This is a genomic window from Citrobacter sp. NCU1, from assembly GCF_010231475.1.
Lineage (GTDB): Bacteria > Pseudomonadota > Gammaproteobacteria > Enterobacterales > Enterobacteriaceae > Citrobacter_D.
The window spans coordinates 42,980-58,998 of record NZ_NRDO01000036.1; the positions used below are offsets into that span (position 1 = coordinate 42,980).

The window sequence follows — 16,019 nt, forward strand, 5'->3', positions numbered from 1 at the left end:
TTTACCGACGCCAGAAACAAAAAAACACCCGTAAGGGTGCTTAATGTTGTTGGTTGCGGGGGCCGGATTTGAACCGACGACCTTCGGGTTATGAGCCCGACGAGCTACCAGGCTGCTCCACCCCGCGTCCGTCTTTTACTCTTCCATCGAGTAACTTCTTCTTCACAATGTGTTGGTTGCGGGGGCCGGATTTGAACCGACGACCTTCGGGTTATGAGCCCGACGAGCTACCAGGCTGCTCCACCCCGCGTCCGTCTGTTACTCTGCTATCAAGTAACTCTTTCTTCACATTGTATTGGTTGCGGGGGCCGGATTTGAACCGACGACCTTCGGGTTATGAGCCCGACGAGCTACCAGGCTGCTCCACCCCGCGTCCGTGGATGCGCACTATACTCTGCTAACATTTTCATGCAACCCTTTTTTTAACCAGATCATAAATTTGGTACGGGTGTGGTTAAAAATGGTTCTGTTCGGCTCGTTTTTTGCACAAAATTTGCGACAAGGGCCGTATGCGCATTTCATTAGTTCCGGGGGTTTGTTATCTTCATCTCGCATTATTGGCAACTTAAAGACGAGAACAATGAAAGGACGTTGGGCAAAATATCTTCTCACCGGAGCCGTCGTGGCGATGCTTGCTGCGTGTTCCTCTAAACCCACCGATCGCGGACAGCAGTATAAAGACGGGAAGTTTACCCAGCCTTTCTCACTGGTGAACCAACCTGATGCGGTAGGCGCACCGATTAACGCGGGCGATTTTGCCGAGCAGGTGAATCAGATTCGCAGTGCATCACCGCGTTTATATGGTAATCAGAGTAACGTTTATAACGCTGTTCAGGACTGGCTGCGTGCTGGCGGCGATACGCGGAGTATGCGTCAGTTCGGCATTGATGCCTGGCAGATGGAAGGCGCGGATAACTACGGCAACGTACAGTTTACCGGCTACTACACGCCTGTTATCCAGGCGCGCCATACGCGTCAGGGAGAGTTCCAGTACCCCATTTACCGGATGCCGCCAAAACGCGGACGCCTGCCATCCCGTGCGGAGATCTACTCTGGCGCACTGAGCGACAGCTACATTCTGGCTTACAGTAACTCGTTGATGGATAACTTCATCATGGATGTACAGGGCAGCGGTTATATTGATTTTGGCGACGGCAGCCCGCTCAACTTCTTCAGCTATGCCGGGAAAAATGGCCATGCTTATCGCAGTATCGGTAAAGTGCTGATCGACCGTGGTGAAGTAAAGAAAGAAGATATGTCGATGCAGGCGATTCGCCATTGGGGTGAAACGCACAGCGAAGCAGAAGTGCGTGAGCTGCTGGAGCAGAACCCTTCTTTTGTCTTCTTTAAACCACAATCGTATGCCCCGGTGAAAGGCGCCAGCGCGGTACCGTTGATTGGTCGCGCCTCTGTGGCGTCTGACCGTAGCATTATTCCACCGGGTACAACGCTGCTGGCGGAAGTGCCGCTGCTGGATAATGACGGTAAGTTTACCGACCAGTATGAACTGCGCCTGATGGTGGCGCTGGACGTCGGCGGCGCAATTAAAGGCCAACACTTTGACATTTACCAGGGTATCGGCGCGGACGCCGGGCACCGTGCAGGCTGGTATAATCACTATGGTCGTGTCTGGGTGCTGAAGAACGCGCCGGGCGCAGGTAACGTGTTTAGCGGCTGATTATGGTATTCTGAACACCATTTCTACGAATAAGACAGGGTGAGGATATTCTCACCCTTTTTAATTCTGAGGTTGTATGTCTGTTGTGATAAGTGATGCCTGGCGTCAGCGTTTTGGCGGCACCGCGCGCCTGTATGGTGAAAAAGCGCTGCAACTGTTTGCCGACGCGCATATCTGCGTGGTCGGGATCGGTGGTGTAGGTTCGTGGGCGGCAGAAGCGCTGGCGCGAACCGGAATCGGCGCGATCACGCTGATTGATATGGATGACGTTTGCGTCACCAATACGAATCGTCAAATTCATGCCCTGCGCGATAACGTGGGGCTGGCGAAAGCGGAAGTGATGGCGGATCGTATTCGTCTGATTAACCCGGAATGCCGGGTGAATGTTGTTGATGATTTCGTTACGCCGGATAACGTTGCTGAATATATGAATGCAGTTTTTTCCTATGTGATTGACGCGATTGACAGCGTGCGGCCGAAAGCGGCGCTGATTGCGTATTGCCGGCGTAATAAAATTCCGCTGGTCACCACCGGCGGTGCGGGCGGTCAGGTAGACCCCACGCAGATTCAGGTCGTCGATTTAGCGAAAACCATTCAGGATCCGCTGGCAGCAAAACTGCGTGAGCGATTGAAAAGTGATTTTGGCGTGGTGAAAAACAGCAAAGGTAAGTTGGGCGTTGACTGCGTGTTTTCAACCGAAGCGCTGGTGTATCCACAGTCGGACGGTTCTGTCTGCGCCATGAAAGCGACGGCAGAAGGGCCAAAGCGCATGGACTGCGCTTCTGGATTCGGTGCGGCGACGATGGTGACCGCCACTTTTGGTTTTGTCGCTGTTTCCCATGCGCTGAAGAAGATGATGGCGAAAGCGGCGCGCGAGGCTTGATGGCGTCGGATGGCGCTACGCGTATCCGACCACGGTTCGTACGGCGTTGTAGGCCGGATCTGACGCGATAGCGCCATCCGGCACAACAACCCTCACACGTTGCGGGCCGCCTCCATAACAGCCTCGTTAAGTGCGTTCAGCCCCTGGCTACGCGAAGCGCTGAGTTGCGCTTTCAGGCCTAACTCATCAAACAGCGCCAGCGGCGAGCGGGCCAAAATTTCCGCCGCCGTTTTACCTTCCACAGCGGTCAGCAATACGGCCAACAGGCCGCGCACAATACGGCCTTCACTATCACCGAAAAAGTGCAGGGTGCCATTGGCCGACAGGGTATGCCCCAGCCAGACACGGTTTTCACATCCGGCAATCTCTTTTGCCTGCGCTTTTAATGCTTCCGGTAATGCGGGAAGCTGCTTACCCAGCAAGATAAGTTGGCGATATTTATCCTCCCACTGTGTCAGTGGGGTGAATGTATTACGTAACGTCTTTTCGGTTACGGTTGTGCCAAACGGGTGTCCAGCGTACAGAGGGTTTGTCATTAATCCACCAGTATTTCCAGCGCGCGGTCAACCGCATTGACCAACGCATCGACATCGCTCTTTGTATTATACGGCGCGAAAGAGGCGCGCAAAGTCCCGGTGACGCCCATTTCCGCCAACAACGGTTGAGCGCAGTGTTGGCCGGCGCGCAGCGCGATGCCATATTCTGCCAGTAACGTCACCATATCGCTGTGGTGTACCCCGGCAAAGTCGAAGGCCAGAAGACTGGAGTCCTGGCAGCGGAATGAGCGAAACCCCGGACGTGTCGCCAGCGCTTCTTCAGCCAGCGTAGCCAGCCCGCGACTCCAGCTTTCGGCCTGCACGATATCGATCTCCGCCAGCCATTCCAGCGCGGCACTCAGGCCAATAACCCCAGCGACATTCGGCGTGCCGGCCTCCAGCTTCCACGGTGCGGATTGCGTGGTAAATCCCTCGAAGCTGACTTCGCTGATCATTTTGCCGCCACCGAGCCAGGGCGACATCGCGTCCAGCAGTGCGGGTTTACCATAGAGCACGCCAATACCGGTCGGGCCATACAGTTTGTGACCCGAAAAGGCGTAGAAATCGATGTCGAGCAACTGTACGTCGACGGGGAAATGCACAGCCCCTTGCGCGCCATCGACCATCACGATCATCCCAGCAGCATGCGCCAGCGCGATCGCGCGGGCCAAATCCGGGCATCCGCCCGTCACGTTGGACATTTGTCCCAACGCCAGAATGCGACTGCGTGGGGTAATCAGGTCGGACAGACACTCAATATCAGGAACAAAATTCGCATCGAGCGGCAGTTTGACGACGTTTGCGCCCGTCTGTTCTGCCACCATCAGCCAGGGCACGAGATTGGCATGATGCTCGGCCGCGCTCACAATAATTTCATCACCCGGTTGCAGGCGAGGGCGGGCATAGCTTTGCGCCACCATGTTGATCGCTTCGGTGGTGCCGCGGGTCCAGACTATCGCTTTATCGTCGGGGGCATTGATCAACTGAGCGACTTTTTCTCTGGCCGCCTCGTAACGTGCGGTCAGGCGCTGGGCTTCGGCAAACTGGCTACGATGGACGTTTCCGGCGCTCAGACTGTAAAACTGATGCGTGGCGTCGATAACCGCCTGCGGTTTGAGGGCAGTAGCGGCGCTGTCGAGATAGACACCGGCATCAACGAGTGCGGGAAACTGCGCGCGAAACTGTGCGGGATTAAAAGCGTTCATGGATTTCCTCTGTTCAGTCAACAGATCGTGGCGCAAAAAGAGCCCTGATACAAGGTTTGTCCTGACCCTCGGAATCGTCTGCTTATCCATGTGAAATCCGACCAGTTGTTTATGCTGAACAGTATTGGGCAAATACTTTTGCCTGTTTTGAACATTTATTTAGATAGCATAAATCGCTGTAAGGAGAAGAAGATGAATAAGACAGCCGCCATTATCTCTACCTGTATGCTGACGTTTGCCCTCAGCGCCTGTTCCGGTTCCAATTACGTGATGCACACCAATGATGGGCGAACCATTGTCTCTGAGGGGAAACCGAAGACTGATGATGAAACGGGGATGATTTCGTATCAGGACGCTAACGGCAACAAGCAGCAGATTAATCGTACTGACGTGAAAGAGATGGTAGAACTGGATCAGTAACCGGTCAGTCATGGGCAAAAAAAAGCACCGCAATTTGGCGGTGCTACATTAATCACTATGGACAGACAGGGTAAATGTACAGGAAGTGAAAAAGGGTAGCCTTGCTACCGTGGTCTGAATCGCAGACCAATTGCAAACACAACAACACAACATCACAACCGTAAGCCAAAAGTTCACCAGAACACGCATTCCGATAAAACTTTTCGTTCCGGCTCAGGAAGTGACGCCACTATAGGTATTTGCTGGTAGAACCTCAACGGACAAATTATAATGGCTCAGATTAAAAAAACTAATAGGTTACATAGCGTTACCTAATTGTTAAATTCTTTTAACATCAAAGTTTAAAAGCCATGTCAAAACGATTACCACCCCTGAATGCATTACGTGTTTTTGATGCCGCAGCAAGGCATTTGAGCTTCACTCGCGCGGCAGAAGAGCTTTTTGTGACGCAAGCCGCAGTAAGCCACCAAATCAAGTCTCTTGAGGACTTTTTGGGACTTAAGCTGTTTCGCCGTCGCAACCGTTCGCTTTTGCTGACGGAGGAAGGGCAAAGCTATTTCCTCGACATCAAAGAGATTTTTTCGCAATTAACCGAAGCGACGCGTAAACTTCAGGCGCGTAGTGCAAAAGGCGCTCTAACGGTCAGTTTATTGCCCAGTTTTGCCATTCAATGGCTGGTGCCCAGACTCACAAGCTTTAATTCAGCTTATCCGGGGATCGATGTCAGAATTCAGGCAGTGGATCGCCAGGAAGATAAACTGGCGGATGATGTCGACGTCGCCATTTTTTATGGCCGTGGAAACTGGCCGGGTTTACGTGTCGAAAAATTGTACGCAGAATATTTACTGCCCGTCTGTTCGCCTTTGCTGCTCACTGGCGACAAACCGCTGAAGACGCCGGAGGATCTGGCACAGCATACGTTACTGCATGATGCGTCGCGGCGTGACTGGCAAACCTATACGCGCCAGTTGGGGCTGAATCATATTAATGTGCAGCAGGGACCTATCTTCAGTCATAGCGCAATGGTGCTACAGGCTGCCATCCATGGACAGGGTGTTGCGTTGGCCAATAACGTGATGGCGCAGTCCGAAATTGAGGCTGGACGCCTTGTTTGTCCGTTTAATGATGTTCTGGTCAGCAAAAATGCTTTTTATCTGGTTTGTCATGACAGTCAGGCAGAACTGGGTAAAATAGCTGCTTTTCGTCAGTGGATACTGGCAAAAGCGGCCACTGAACAAGAAAAATTCCGCTTTCGTTACGACCAATAATTTACGTAGGTACTGCCAATGACCAGCCGTTTTATGCTGATTTTCGCCGCCATTAGCGGCTTCATTTTTGTTGCTCTGGGTGCCTTTGGGTCGCATGTCCTGAGCAAGACCCTTGGCGTGGTTGAAATGGGGTGGATCCAGACCGGCCTTGAATATCAGGCATTCCACACGCTGGCGATTTTTGGTCTTGCCGTTGCAATGCAGCGACGCATCAGTATCTGGTTTTACTGGAGCAGTGTTTTTCTGGCATTAGGCACGGTGCTGTTTAGCGGCAGCCTCTATTGTCTGGCGCTGTCCCATTTACGCCTGTGGGCGTTTGTTACTCCTGTCGGCGGCGTAAGTTTTCTGGCAGGTTGGGTGCTGATGTTAATTGGCGCCATCCGTTTGAAACGTAAGAGCGTTAGTCATGAATAAGGTTGTGTTGTTGTGTCGCCCGGGGTTTGAAAAAGAGTGTGCCGCAGAAATCACGGATAAAGCAACTCGTCGGGAAGTGTTTGGTTTCGCTCGCGTAAAAGACAATGCGGGTTACGTCATTTTTGAGTGCTATCAACAGGATGATGCTGAAAAGTTAGTGAAAGAACTGCCGTTCAGTTCGCTGATTTTTGCCCGTCAAATGTTTGTCGTCGGTGAGTTGCTACAATATTTGCCGCCGGAAGACCGCATTACACCGATTGTCGGTATGTTGCAGGGCGTCGTGGAGAAAGGCGGTGACCTGCGTGTCGAAGTGGCTGACACCAACGAAAGCAAAGAGCTGGTCAAGTTTTGTCGCAAATTTACCGTACCGCTGCGCGCGGCGCTGCGCGAAGCAGGCGTACTGGCAAAATATGAAACGCCAAAACGTCCGGTCGTCCATGTTTTCTTTATTGCGCCAGGGTGTTGTTACACCGGTTATTCCTGGCCTGACAATAACTCACCGTTTTACATGGGTATCCCGCGTCTGAAGTTCCCGGCCGATGCGCCGAGCCGTTCAACGCTGAAGCTGGAAGAAGCGCTGCATGTCTTTATTCCGGCAGATGAGTGGGATGAGCGTCTGGCAAACGGGATGTATGCGGTGGATTTAGGTGCCTGTCCTGGCGGTTGGACCTATCAACTGGTGAAACGCAATATGTGGGTTTACTCCGTTGATAATGGTCCGATGGCGCAAAGCCTGATGGACACCGGGCAGGTGACCTGGTTGCGTGAAGATGGATTTAAGTACCGCCCGAATCGCAACAACATCTCGTGGATGGTCTGCGATATGGTAGAGAAGCCAGCAAAAGTGGCCGCGCTGATGGCGCAGTGGCTGGTCAATGGCTGGTGCCGTGAGACGATCTTCAACCTCAAGCTGCCAATGAAAAAGCGTTATGAAGAGGTTTCGCAGAACCTGGCGTACATTCAGGCACAACTGGATGAACACGGCGTGAATGCGCAAATTCAGGCGCGTCAGCTTTATCATGACCGTGAAGAAGTGACGGTGCATGTACGTCGTTTGTGGGCTGCCGTCGGTGGTCGTCGCGACGAACGATAACATCTGAAGGCCGGGTGTGTTACCCGGCCTCGACCTGCCGTGTATCCGACACAATATGTGTCACATCATCCAGATGTCCAATCTGTGCCTCACCCGAGCGATTAAATTTACGCTTATCGATGAGCAATAACGATTGCGATGCACGCCGGAGCAACGTTGATTTGAAATCCGCATTGAAGGTGCTGGAATCCCACAACACGCCGCTGTTATCGATTCCTTCGCAGGAAAAAATAAACAGGTCAATGTCGAGCGGTTTTAGCTGCGAGAGCAGCGACGGATTGACATAGCAGCCGTGTTTGCGCTGTAGCGTGCCGCCAGAACTGATGAGTTGGATCTGTTCGCGCTTACCCAATTCAAGGCAAATCGGGTGGCTGTTGGTGAACACCTGCAGGTTTATGTCCGGGAGTTGACGGGCCAGATGCCAGCAAGTCGAGCTGGCATCCAGGGCTATCACCATACCTTCTTCTATCCAGGTCAGCGCTTCGCGGCCAATATCCGCTTTGTGCGCGTAGTGACTTTTCCGTCGAAGATGAAAGGGCGCGCCACCGTCCGGATTTTCCCGATGAATCACTGTGGCGCATCCGTGATGACGTCGTATTTTTCCCTGCGATTGCAGCGCGTTCAGATCGCGTCGAACGGTCTCCTGACTGACGTTAAGCCGTACAGCCAGCTCCCCGGTGGTCAGGCTCTGGTGATGAATGAGCAGGTCTACAATCGCTTGCTGGCGTGTCGTCTTCATGTTTCCACTCCCTCATTCGTGTACACCTGCCTGGGGATGAGATTACGGCGTAACACCTTTCTTTAAAAGAATATTGCCGTACTTTGCCCGTTCACCGGTAATGACGATCGCAAAGGCTTTTTGCGCCCGTTCGTAGAATGCAAAGCGGTCGATACGGGAAATATCAGGGCAGACTCCTTGTAATGAGAGCGCATCACGATAGCGAGACTCTACCGCCGGGTCGAGCGAATCCCCCTCAACGGCGGCCATCATCACCAACGGCGGCGCGTAGCTGTCCAGTTCAAACAGTGGAATGATCGCCCTGAGCAGGTCGCTGACCATCAGACCGTCGGCACGTATAACCTGAGGCCCCAGGCTGTGAGCCGGGAAATGGGCGTCAGAAAAGATAATTTCATCCCCGTGGCCCATTTGCGCCATGACTTTCAATAGTTCAGGGGAAATTAACGGCGAAATTGTTTTCAGCATTTCACACTTCCTCAATGCGTTCGAATTCGGTTTGCGGATAAAAATAACGATACTGATAACGTACCTGTGCTCTGGCCTGTTCCGGGCTGGCAAATTCACCCACGCCGAACCAGGCGAACATTGCCGCACCGGCAACGGTGGTTTCTGCCTCATCCAGGACTTTGATCGGAATGCCAAGCGTGTCGGCTTTGATTTGATTCCACAGCGCGTTACGGCTGCCACCGCCCACCAGCAGCAGTTCTGTCGCCTTGAACTGACCGATCTTTTCCAGCGTGTGCAGGTTTTGCCTGAGTTGCGCGGTGAGTGACTCGAGCGCGGCACGATAAAAGTGCCCCCGGGTGCTGGTAAGCGTGACGCCCTGCCATCCTGCATGCGCGTTGGTCAGCAGATCGCTGTGCATTTTCACGCCGTCGGCGCCTGCGGGGATGGCGCGCGCCTCATCAATCAGCGTTTGCCACGGTGTCTCTGGGGTCCACAGCAGTTTGCGTACCCACTCCAGCACCCCGGACGCCAGCCACTGCATTCCCGGATTCGTGAGGCCGCGCTGGCTGTCCAGCTCAGCGGTCGAACCGGGATACTGACTTAATAACGGGGTATCCACCCGGGAACTGCGTACCATTAGAATTTCCCATGTTCCGGATGACAACACGGGCTCATCCTGTTGGGCGCCTGCGCCAAACAAGGCAAATTGCGTGTCGTGCCCGGCGGAGATAACCGGAATACCCGCAGGTAATCCCAGAAGATGAGCAGTATCGGGCTGTAGCGTGCCGATCTTCTCTCCCGCTTCGACTAAGCGTGGAAACAGACGGCGAGGCAAACGGGCGGCCTGCAAGATCTCCGGGCTGAAATCTCGCTGGTGAATATCCAGTAACTGGCTGGTTCCTGCCATGGTGATGTCGGTGGTGAACTCACCGGTCAGACGATGGTTGATTAAGGATGAAATAAATAGCCAGGCGTGAGCCTGTTCAGTCAGGTGAGGGTGATTCTCCTTGAGCCACAGCAGCTTATACAATGTGTTGAAGCTGAATGCGCCGACACCGGAAATTTCCTGCAACTGCTGTGGCGTCATCGTGTGGCGGATAGTGTTCATCACCACGGCGGTGCGTGGACATTTCCAACTGATGATCGGATAAAGCAGCGTGCCCTGGTCATCAACCAGCGCGCCATCGACACCAAACGTGGTGACTGTAATACCGCGTATCTGGCATGCAGAGAGTTGGGCAGAGAGCGTTTGGCAGCAATCGGCAAAGCGTTGCAAAATGGCCTCCAGCGACCACTGATGCCAGGCGGTATTTTCCGTGGCGAGCTCGCTGGCATTAGGGGTTGCGGCCCTGGCGACAATGTTTCCCTGGCGGTCGACGGCGATGGCCCGCACGTTGGTTGCGCCGCAGTCGAGAACCAGAATAACCTCTTGCTTCATAAAAACTCCTGGATCTTTGCCGGATGGCATTGCGCTTATCCGGCCTACAAAATCACTCAAAAATGCGGTGATGTAGGCCCGGCAAGCTTGCGCCACCGGGCAAAGAAATTAGAGAGCGGGATGCATCAACGTTTGTACAGCGGACCGTAGTTCTGGCAGGCGCGGTAATCCTGGCCTTCGATGTCCATACCGTGCGCTGACCAGGAAGAGGGACGATAGATCTTCGCCGCTTCCACGTTGTGCATGCAGACCGGAATGCGCAGCATCGAGGCGAGGGTAATGAAATCAGCCCCGACGTGACCAATGGTCAGCACACCGTGGTTTGCTCCCCAGTTTGCCATCACGGAATAGACATCGGTGAAGGGGCCTTGTCCCGTCAGACGTGGAGCGAACCAGGTCGTTGGCCAACTGGAGTCGGTACGTTTGTCGAGGGTGTCATGAACCTCTTTCGGTAACTCGACGCTCCAGCCTTCGGCAATTTGCAGTACCGGGCCCAGACCTTTAATGATGTTTACGCGCGTCATGGTGAACGGCACGCCACCTTCGGTCAGGAAGCGCGAAGAGTAGCCGCCGCCACGGAAATATTCGTGGATCGCCGGGCACCATTCGGTTGCAGCCAGACAATCATCCACCTCTTTAGGACTGATCTCCCAGTGAGGTTTCATGGTCGGTCTGCCTTCGTTATCGCGCTGTTTGCACGTGCCGTCGAGGGCGGCAGAACCTGAGTTGATCAGGTGGATGATGCCGTGTTCCGCAAGCCCGGTCAGCGGTTGTCCCGTCACGCGCTGTACGGCTTCCGGCGACCAGTAGGTGCGCACATCGGCAAACACTTGCGCCGTGCCGGTGAGTTGATGCCCAAACAGCATCGCCACACCATTCAGACTGTCGTTTTCGGTCGCAACGACAAAAGGTTCGCGTACGCCATTCCAGTCAAAAGAGCTGTTCAGCAGCGCTTCGGCGGTGTCGCCATTGGGGTATTGATCGGTCCAGTGACGCTGTCCCTGGAAGCCCGCAGCAATGGCGTTGTAGCCTAATGATTCTTCTACGCGACCGATTTCCGCAAGTTTACTGTTGCCCTGCATCATGTCGCGAATACACATTGCCATCAGCAGACTTTCGCGCAGGATCTCCCGGTTTTGTTCGGCGTTGCGCTGATACTGCTCGGCGTTTTTATCTTCACCATAGCGGAAGTGCTGATCGGCCCAGGCCAGCGCCATTTCCAGCTCGGTTTCGTCATAAATTTTATGATCGATGCGGCGGCGTAGTTCAGTCATGTCAACGGACTGTACTTTCATACCCAGCCACGATTCGAAGAAATTGTGATCGACGATGGAACCCGCAATGCCCATCGAAACCCCGCCCAGTGAGAGATAGCTTTTGCCTTTCATACTGGCGACCGCTAAACCCGCTCTGGAGAAGCGCAGCAGTTTTTCTTCAACATCGGCCGGAATCGAGGTGTCGTTGGCGTCCTGTACGTCCTGACCGTAAATCGAAAACGCGGGGAGCCCTTTTTGACTGTGGGCGGCCAGCGCGGCGGCGAGATACACGGCTCCCGGACGTTCCGTACCATTGAATCCCCAAATGGCTTTTGGCCGTGTGGGATCCATGTCGATTGTTTCACTGCCGTAGCACCAACACGGGGTGACGGTAATGGTTAAGCCAACATTTTGACTGCTGAATTTCTCTTCACAGGCTGCAGATTCTGCCATACCTGCAATACAGGTATCCGAAATGACGCACTCAACGGGGGTACCGCAGGCGTGGCGGAGCTTCTCTGTAAGAAGCGCCGCGGTGGCCTTCGCCATATTCATGGTCTGCGTTTCCAGCGATTCACGAACGCCCATACGGCGTCCATCAATGACCGGGCGAATACCAATTTTCGGTAGGCTGATTTTCTTCATTCGTGGTTCCTCATCTCACTTTATGGCGCTCTGCTCTGGTGACGTTTGGACCCCACCTCAGCAGTCGGCTGAATTGCTCATTTTGCTAACTCGAGTTAGCTTAGGTATTGTGGCGTTTTTTACACAACTTTTTTATTGTGGATATGTGAGTGGCTTCACGAGAACTGGTTGAAATTCGATCTCCGTCAAATAAATAACGGTGGTTTATTGATTTTAATTCTTTTAAAATCATCTAGTTATAATAAATTGCTTGTTCGCCGTCACAATTTTAATTCAAATGATTTGGTTATTTTGGGCGGCTAAAATAGCTTTAAAAGGCAATCGCTAACTCGAGTTAGCAAAATAAGGTGTGTTGACTGGACGTATTCGCATTAACGGTGACGAGGGTTCCCTGGCATGTTCTGCGCCTGATTCACTGACTGCCATTTCTGATGATTGAGGAAAGCAGCAATGTCCGAAACATTTTTACAAATGAGTCATATTACTAAACGATTCCCTGGCGTATTGGCGTTGAGTAATGTGGATTTTAGTTTACGCAGAGGCGAAGTTCATGCGCTATTAGGTGAGAATGGTGCGGGAAAATCCACTCTGATGAAAATCTTATCAGGTGTTTACCAGCCTGATGAAGGTGATATTGTTTTTGAAGATCAGCCCGTTTCATTTTCAAGCCCGCTAAGTGCGCAGCAGGCTGGAATTACGATTATTCACCAGGAATTTAATCTCTTCCCCGAATTAACAGTTGAAGAAAATATATTTATTGGCAGGGAGTTTTGCAAAAATAATCGCTGGCGGCTGGACGAAAAACAACAGCGGCAGGCTGCGACGGAAATTTTGCAAAAATTGAACCTGAATATTTCACCGGATACTCTGGTTGCCGACCTGACTGTTGCACAACAGCAAATGGTTGAAATTGCGAAAGCGATTTCGGTAAATGCCAAAATCCTTATTATGGATGAACCAACGGCTGCCCTGACGGAAACTGAAATAGAAAGTTTATTTCAGGTGACGCGCTTGCTTAAATCACAGGGGACGGGAATTGTCTACATTTCGCATCGACTGGAGGAGCTGGCGTTGATTGCCGATCGCGCCACGGTGATGCGTGATGGGCAGTACATTGATACCGTCGACTATGATGCGGTCAATATCAGTGACCTGATTGCGATGATGGTTGGACGCGATCTGGGGAACATCTATCCGCGTCGTGAAGCGCAGCCTCACCCGACGCCTGTCCTGGAAGTCAGCGGCTTGACGCGAAAAGGCGTCCTGAACAATATCGATTTTACGCTTTATCGTGGTGAGATTTTAGGATTTGCCGGTCTGATGGGCGCCGGGCGTACGGAACTGGCCAGAGCCATTTTTGGCGCAGACCCGATTGATGCCGGAACCCTCAAACTCAACGGTAAAGTGACGGTGATTAAAGATATCCCGGATGCGATCAAACAGGGGATTAGCTATTTAACAGAAGACCGTAAAAAAGAAGGTCTGGCATTAGGCTTATCCGTTGAACGCAATATCATGCTGGGAAATTACCCTGAATATTCCGATCGCTATGGCAATGTGGACAGCAAACGCTGTCAGACCACAAGCCAGGAGCAGGTCAGCGCGCTAAGGATTAAAACTCCGCACCTGGAACAAGCGGCCTTAAATTTAAGTGGTGGCAATCAGCAGAAAATAATTATTGCTCGTTGGGTGTGTAAGGATACCGATATTCTCATTTTTGATGAGCCTACCCGAGGTATTGATGTCGGTGCCAAACTGGAAATTTATGAATTAATGAATCGCCTTGTGGCAAAAGGGAAATCAATTATTATGATTTCCTCTGAATTACCGGAAGTACTGGGTATGTGCGATCGCATTTTAGTGATGCGTAATGGACGTATTACCGGAGAGTTAACTTCTGATGACGCCACACAAGAAAAAATCATGCAATATGCGACGTTAGAGGATTAAATTATGACTATCTCTGTAACCTCTTCAGACAGCAATAATAAGAAGATTAAAATTAATAAAGAACTTTTAATGCGCCTTGCGCCACTCTTTAGTCTGATTATTTTAGTGGTGTTTTTCAGTTTCAGTTCACCTTTTTTCTTTAACACCGAAAACATTATGACAATTGCTTTGCAAACGTCGGTTATCGGGATTATGGCCATTGGCGTCACCTTTGTGATTATTACTGCCGGGATCGATCTTTCTCTGGGATCGGTGGTGGCTTTTTCCGGCGTCGCTGTCGGGATTTGCGCCAGTTTTGGTATGCCGTTGCCTGTCTGCATTCTGGCGGGGGTATTGGCGGGCGGACTGTGCGGTTATGCCAATGCGCTGCTGGTGACGAAAGCAACCATCCCTCCTTTTATTGCGACGTTGGGTCTGATGATGTCTATCAGAGGGATCAATATGGTCATGACCGATGGTCGCGCGATTTATTTTGCTGACTACCCGTCATTCAAAATGCTGGCGCAGGGACGGTTATTCGATGTACTTCCCTATCCCGTGTTTTACCTCGTCATCGTGGCGCTGGTGGCCAGCTACATTCTGAAGAAAACCGTTATTGGTCGCTATGTTTACGCTGTTGGTAGTAATGAAGTGGCGGCTCACCTTTCCGGGATCAAAGTCCAGCGTGTCAAAGTTTTCGTCTACGCCTTCTGTGGTCTGCTGACAGGGATCGCGGGGGTCATCCTGGCATCGCGTCTGAACTCAGGACAGCCGACGGTCGGTGTGGGTTATGAGCTGGAAGCCATTGCGGCAGTCGTCATTGGTGGCACCAGCCTGATGGGCGGAATTGGCACCATTGGCGGCACGATTATTGGCGCATTCATTATGAGTGTGCTGAAAAACGGCCTGAATCTGATGGGAGTTTCACAGTTCTGGCAAATGGTAGCGATGGGTATCGTGGTGGTCGCTGCCGTCTATCTCGACACATTACGCAAAAAGATTCGTTGATTTACGCTCCCGGAATTCACGGGGAACAATGACCCTGACGTTAAGGGTGACTCACTTAAAACGGAGTACCACAATGAAAACCAGGCATTTTGTCTATGCGTTATCTCTGCTGGCTTGCATGACATCCAGCGCGTTGGCTAAAGATTTGAATCTTCCTGTCGTCAGTAAAGGTTTCCAGCATGAATTCTGGCAAACCGTAAAAATGGGGACAGAAGCGGCGGCTAAAGAGCTGGGGGATAAAACCAGCTATGTTGGTCCTGCGGATGAAACCCAGATTGCTGAGCAAATCCAGCTGGTTGAAAACGTCATGGCGCAAAAACCGAACGGATTGCTGCTGGCAGCGTTAGACGCCAATGCGCTTGCTCCACTCGTGGAAACCGCCAATTCTCGCGGGATCAAGGTGGTGACGTTTGATTCTGGCGTCAATTCCGATATTCCGGTCAGTTTTGTGGCGACAAACAACCGTAAAGCGGGTGCTCAAGCCGCCGATGCGCTGGCCGCACAAGTTAATAATAAAGGCAAAGTCGGCATTATTGCTCACGTGGCTGGCACCTCTTCGGCGATTGAGCGTTCGGAAGGATTTGTCGCTCGCATGAAGGAAAAATACCCTGATATCAAGGTGCTGCCGGTTCAGTACAGTGATGGCGATCCGCAAAAGGCGATGGATAAAACCATTGATATGATCCAGGCGAACCCGGATCTGGCGGGGATCTACGGCACCAATGAAGGATCAACGCTGGGCGTTGCGAACGCAATTGATAGTCAAAACCTGAAAGGCAAAGTCAAAGTCATTGGTTTTGACAGCACTGAGGCCATCATTAATTTCCTGAACTCAGGCGTCATTCAGGGCTTCGTCGTACAGGATGCTTTCCAGATTGGCTATCAGGGGATCAAAACGCTGAATGCTTCGCTGTCTGGTCAAACCGTACCGAAAGAGATCGATATTCCGGTGAAATTCGTTAATGCGCAGAACATTAATACACCGGAAATTGAGAAGTTATTACACCCATTTGGTAAGAAATAAATCCGTGGGGGCAACCTTTTTGCCCCCCTTTTTTAA

At 52.1% G+C, this 16,019-nt stretch carries 15 protein-coding genes and 3 tRNA genes; 9 read left to right on the top strand and 9 right to left on the bottom strand.

Annotated elements, in window-relative coordinates:
* Positions 1–50 precede the first annotated feature (50 nt).
* The 3 genes from CJP72_RS12235 to CJP72_RS12245 all read right to left on the bottom strand — a co-directional run bounded on the left by CJP72_RS12235 (position 51) and on the right by CJP72_RS12245 (position 373).
* Positions 51–127 (bottom strand) — tRNA-Met (locus CJP72_RS12235).
* A 46-nt stretch (positions 128–173) separates the two neighbouring features.
* Positions 174–250, bottom strand: a tRNA-Met gene (locus CJP72_RS12240).
* Between the two features lie 46 nt (positions 251–296).
* A tRNA-Met gene (locus CJP72_RS12245) sits at positions 297–373 on the bottom strand.
* 207 nt (positions 374–580) lie between these two features.
* Between CJP72_RS12245 and mltA the strand changes: the two genes are divergently transcribed.
* Complete coding sequence (gene mltA / locus CJP72_RS12250) at positions 581–1,678, top strand: murein transglycosylase A (RefSeq protein ID WP_162381461.1); 1,098 nt, start codon at positions 581–583, stop codon at positions 1,676–1,678.
* Between the two features lie 76 nt (positions 1,679–1,754).
* On the top strand, positions 1,755–2,561 hold the full coding sequence (gene tcdA, locus CJP72_RS12255) for a tRNA cyclic N6-threonylcarbamoyladenosine(37) synthase TcdA (protein ID WP_162381463.1): 807 nt from the start codon (positions 1,755–1,757) through the stop codon (positions 2,559–2,561).
* 92 nt (positions 2,562–2,653) lie between these two features.
* Here tcdA and csdE read toward each other — a convergent pair whose 3' ends face one another.
* Both csdE and csdA read right to left on the bottom strand, forming a co-directional pair.
* Complete coding sequence (gene csdE / locus CJP72_RS12260; protein WP_162381465.1) at positions 2,654–3,097, bottom strand: cysteine desulfurase sulfur acceptor subunit CsdE; 444 nt, start codon at positions 3,095–3,097, stop codon at positions 2,654–2,656.
* A complete protein-coding gene (gene csdA / locus CJP72_RS12265; protein ID WP_162381467.1) occupies positions 3,097–4,302 on the bottom strand; it encodes a cysteine desulfurase CsdA in 1,206 nt (401 codons plus the stop codon). The genes csdE and csdA overlap by 1 nt, the downstream gene beginning before the upstream one ends.
* A 192-nt stretch (positions 4,303–4,494) precedes the next feature.
* Here csdA and CJP72_RS12270 point away from each other — a divergent pair, with 192 nt between their 5' ends.
* The 4 genes from CJP72_RS12270 to rlmM all read left to right on the top strand — a co-directional run bounded on the left by CJP72_RS12270 (position 4,495) and on the right by rlmM (position 7,497).
* Positions 4,495–4,722: a YgdI/YgdR family lipoprotein gene (locus CJP72_RS12270; protein WP_162381469.1), complete on the top strand. Its 228-nt coding sequence runs from the start codon at positions 4,495–4,497 to the stop codon at positions 4,720–4,722.
* Between the two features lie 350 nt (positions 4,723–5,072).
* Positions 5,073–5,990: a glycine cleavage system transcriptional regulator GcvA gene (gene gcvA / locus CJP72_RS12275; protein ID WP_162381471.1), complete on the top strand. Its 918-nt coding sequence runs from the start codon at positions 5,073–5,075 to the stop codon at positions 5,988–5,990.
* Positions 5,991–6,008: 18 nt separating this feature from the next.
* Entirely contained in the window at positions 6,009–6,404 is a 396-nt protein-coding gene (locus CJP72_RS12280; protein ID WP_162381473.1) for a DUF423 domain-containing protein, read from the top strand.
* On the top strand, positions 6,397–7,497 hold the full coding sequence (gene rlmM / locus CJP72_RS12285; protein WP_162381475.1) for a 23S rRNA (cytidine(2498)-2'-O)-methyltransferase RlmM: 1,101 nt from the start codon (positions 6,397–6,399) through the stop codon (positions 7,495–7,497). The genes CJP72_RS12280 and rlmM overlap by 8 nt, the downstream gene beginning before the upstream one ends.
* 19 nt (positions 7,498–7,516) lie before the next feature.
* Here the strand turns inward: rlmM and fucR are convergent, their stop codons facing one another.
* The 4 genes from fucR to fucI all read right to left on the bottom strand — a co-directional run bounded on the left by fucR (position 7,517) and on the right by fucI (position 12,022).
* Positions 7,517–8,236 carry an L-fucose operon activator gene (gene fucR / locus CJP72_RS12290; RefSeq protein WP_162381477.1) on the bottom strand — a complete coding sequence of 240 codons (720 nt, stop codon included), beginning with the start codon at positions 8,234–8,236 and terminating at the stop codon, positions 7,517–7,519.
* Between the two features lie 42 nt (positions 8,237–8,278).
* A complete protein-coding gene (gene fucU, locus CJP72_RS12295) occupies positions 8,279–8,701 on the bottom strand; it encodes an L-fucose mutarotase (protein WP_162381479.1) in 423 nt (140 codons plus the stop codon).
* A gap of 1 nt (position 8,702) precedes the next feature.
* The gene (fucK, locus tag CJP72_RS12300; RefSeq protein ID WP_162381481.1) at positions 8,703–10,121 is read right to left on the bottom strand and encodes an L-fuculokinase; all 1,419 of its coding nucleotides are present in this window, start codon (positions 10,119–10,121) and stop codon (positions 8,703–8,705) included.
* Positions 10,122–10,246: 125 nt separating this feature from the next.
* Positions 10,247–12,022 carry an L-fucose isomerase gene (gene fucI / locus CJP72_RS12305; protein WP_162381483.1) on the bottom strand — a complete coding sequence of 592 codons (1,776 nt, stop codon included), beginning with the start codon at positions 12,020–12,022 and terminating at the stop codon, positions 10,247–10,249.
* A 450-nt stretch (positions 12,023–12,472) separates the two neighbouring features.
* Here fucI and CJP72_RS12310 point away from each other — a divergent pair, with 450 nt between their 5' ends.
* From CJP72_RS12310 to CJP72_RS12320, 3 genes are all read left to right on the top strand, one after another.
* Positions 12,473–13,972 carry a sugar ABC transporter ATP-binding protein gene (locus CJP72_RS12310; protein WP_162381485.1) on the top strand — a complete coding sequence of 500 codons (1,500 nt, stop codon included), beginning with the start codon at positions 12,473–12,475 and terminating at the stop codon, positions 13,970–13,972.
* A 3-nt stretch (positions 13,973–13,975) separates the two neighbouring features.
* Positions 13,976–14,959: an ABC transporter permease gene (locus tag CJP72_RS12315; RefSeq protein WP_162381487.1), complete on the top strand. Its 984-nt coding sequence runs from the start codon at positions 13,976–13,978 to the stop codon at positions 14,957–14,959.
* Between the two features lie 73 nt (positions 14,960–15,032).
* A complete protein-coding gene (locus CJP72_RS12320) occupies positions 15,033–15,983 on the top strand; it encodes an ABC transporter substrate-binding protein (RefSeq protein ID WP_162381489.1) in 951 nt (316 codons plus the stop codon).
* The last annotated feature ends 36 nt before the right edge of the window (positions 15,984–16,019 follow it).

Excerpts from the sequence above, each read along its gene's own strand:
- rlmM (WP_162381475.1), top strand. The coding sequence starts at position 6,397 with ATGAATAAGGTTGTGTTGTTGTGTCGCCCGGGGTTTGAAAAAGAGTGT.
- CJP72_RS12280 (WP_162381473.1), top strand. The coding sequence starts at position 6,009 with ATGACCAGCCGTTTTATGCTGATTTTCGCCGCCATTAGCGGCTTCATT.
- fucK (WP_162381481.1), bottom strand. The coding sequence starts at position 10,121 with ATGAAGCAAGAGGTTATTCTGGTTCTCGACTGCGGCGCAACCAACGTG.
- CJP72_RS12320 (WP_162381489.1), top strand. The coding sequence starts at position 15,033 with ATGAAAACCAGGCATTTTGTCTATGCGTTATCTCTGCTGGCTTGCATG.
- fucI (WP_162381483.1), bottom strand. The coding sequence starts at position 12,022 with ATGAAGAAAATCAGCCTACCGAAAATTGGTATTCGCCCGGTCATTGAT.
- fucU (WP_162381479.1), bottom strand. The coding sequence starts at position 8,701 with ATGCTGAAAACAATTTCGCCGTTAATTTCCCCTGAACTATTGAAAGTC.
- gcvA (WP_162381471.1), top strand. The coding sequence starts at position 5,073 with ATGTCAAAACGATTACCACCCCTGAATGCATTACGTGTTTTTGATGCC.
- csdA (WP_162381467.1), bottom strand. The coding sequence starts at position 4,302 with ATGAACGCTTTTAATCCCGCACAGTTTCGCGCGCAGTTTCCCGCACTC.
- CJP72_RS12270 (WP_162381469.1), top strand. The coding sequence starts at position 4,495 with ATGAATAAGACAGCCGCCATTATCTCTACCTGTATGCTGACGTTTGCC.
- fucR (WP_162381477.1), bottom strand. The coding sequence starts at position 8,236 with ATGAAGACGACACGCCAGCAAGCGATTGTAGACCTGCTCATTCATCAC.
- mltA (WP_162381461.1), top strand. The coding sequence starts at position 581 with ATGAAAGGACGTTGGGCAAAATATCTTCTCACCGGAGCCGTCGTGGCG.
- csdE (WP_162381465.1), bottom strand. The coding sequence starts at position 3,097 with ATGACAAACCCTCTGTACGCTGGACACCCGTTTGGCACAACCGTAACC.
- tcdA (WP_162381463.1), top strand. The coding sequence starts at position 1,755 with ATGTCTGTTGTGATAAGTGATGCCTGGCGTCAGCGTTTTGGCGGCACC.
- CJP72_RS12310 (WP_162381485.1), top strand. The coding sequence starts at position 12,473 with ATGTCCGAAACATTTTTACAAATGAGTCATATTACTAAACGATTCCCT.
- CJP72_RS12315 (WP_162381487.1), top strand. The coding sequence starts at position 13,976 with ATGACTATCTCTGTAACCTCTTCAGACAGCAATAATAAGAAGATTAAA.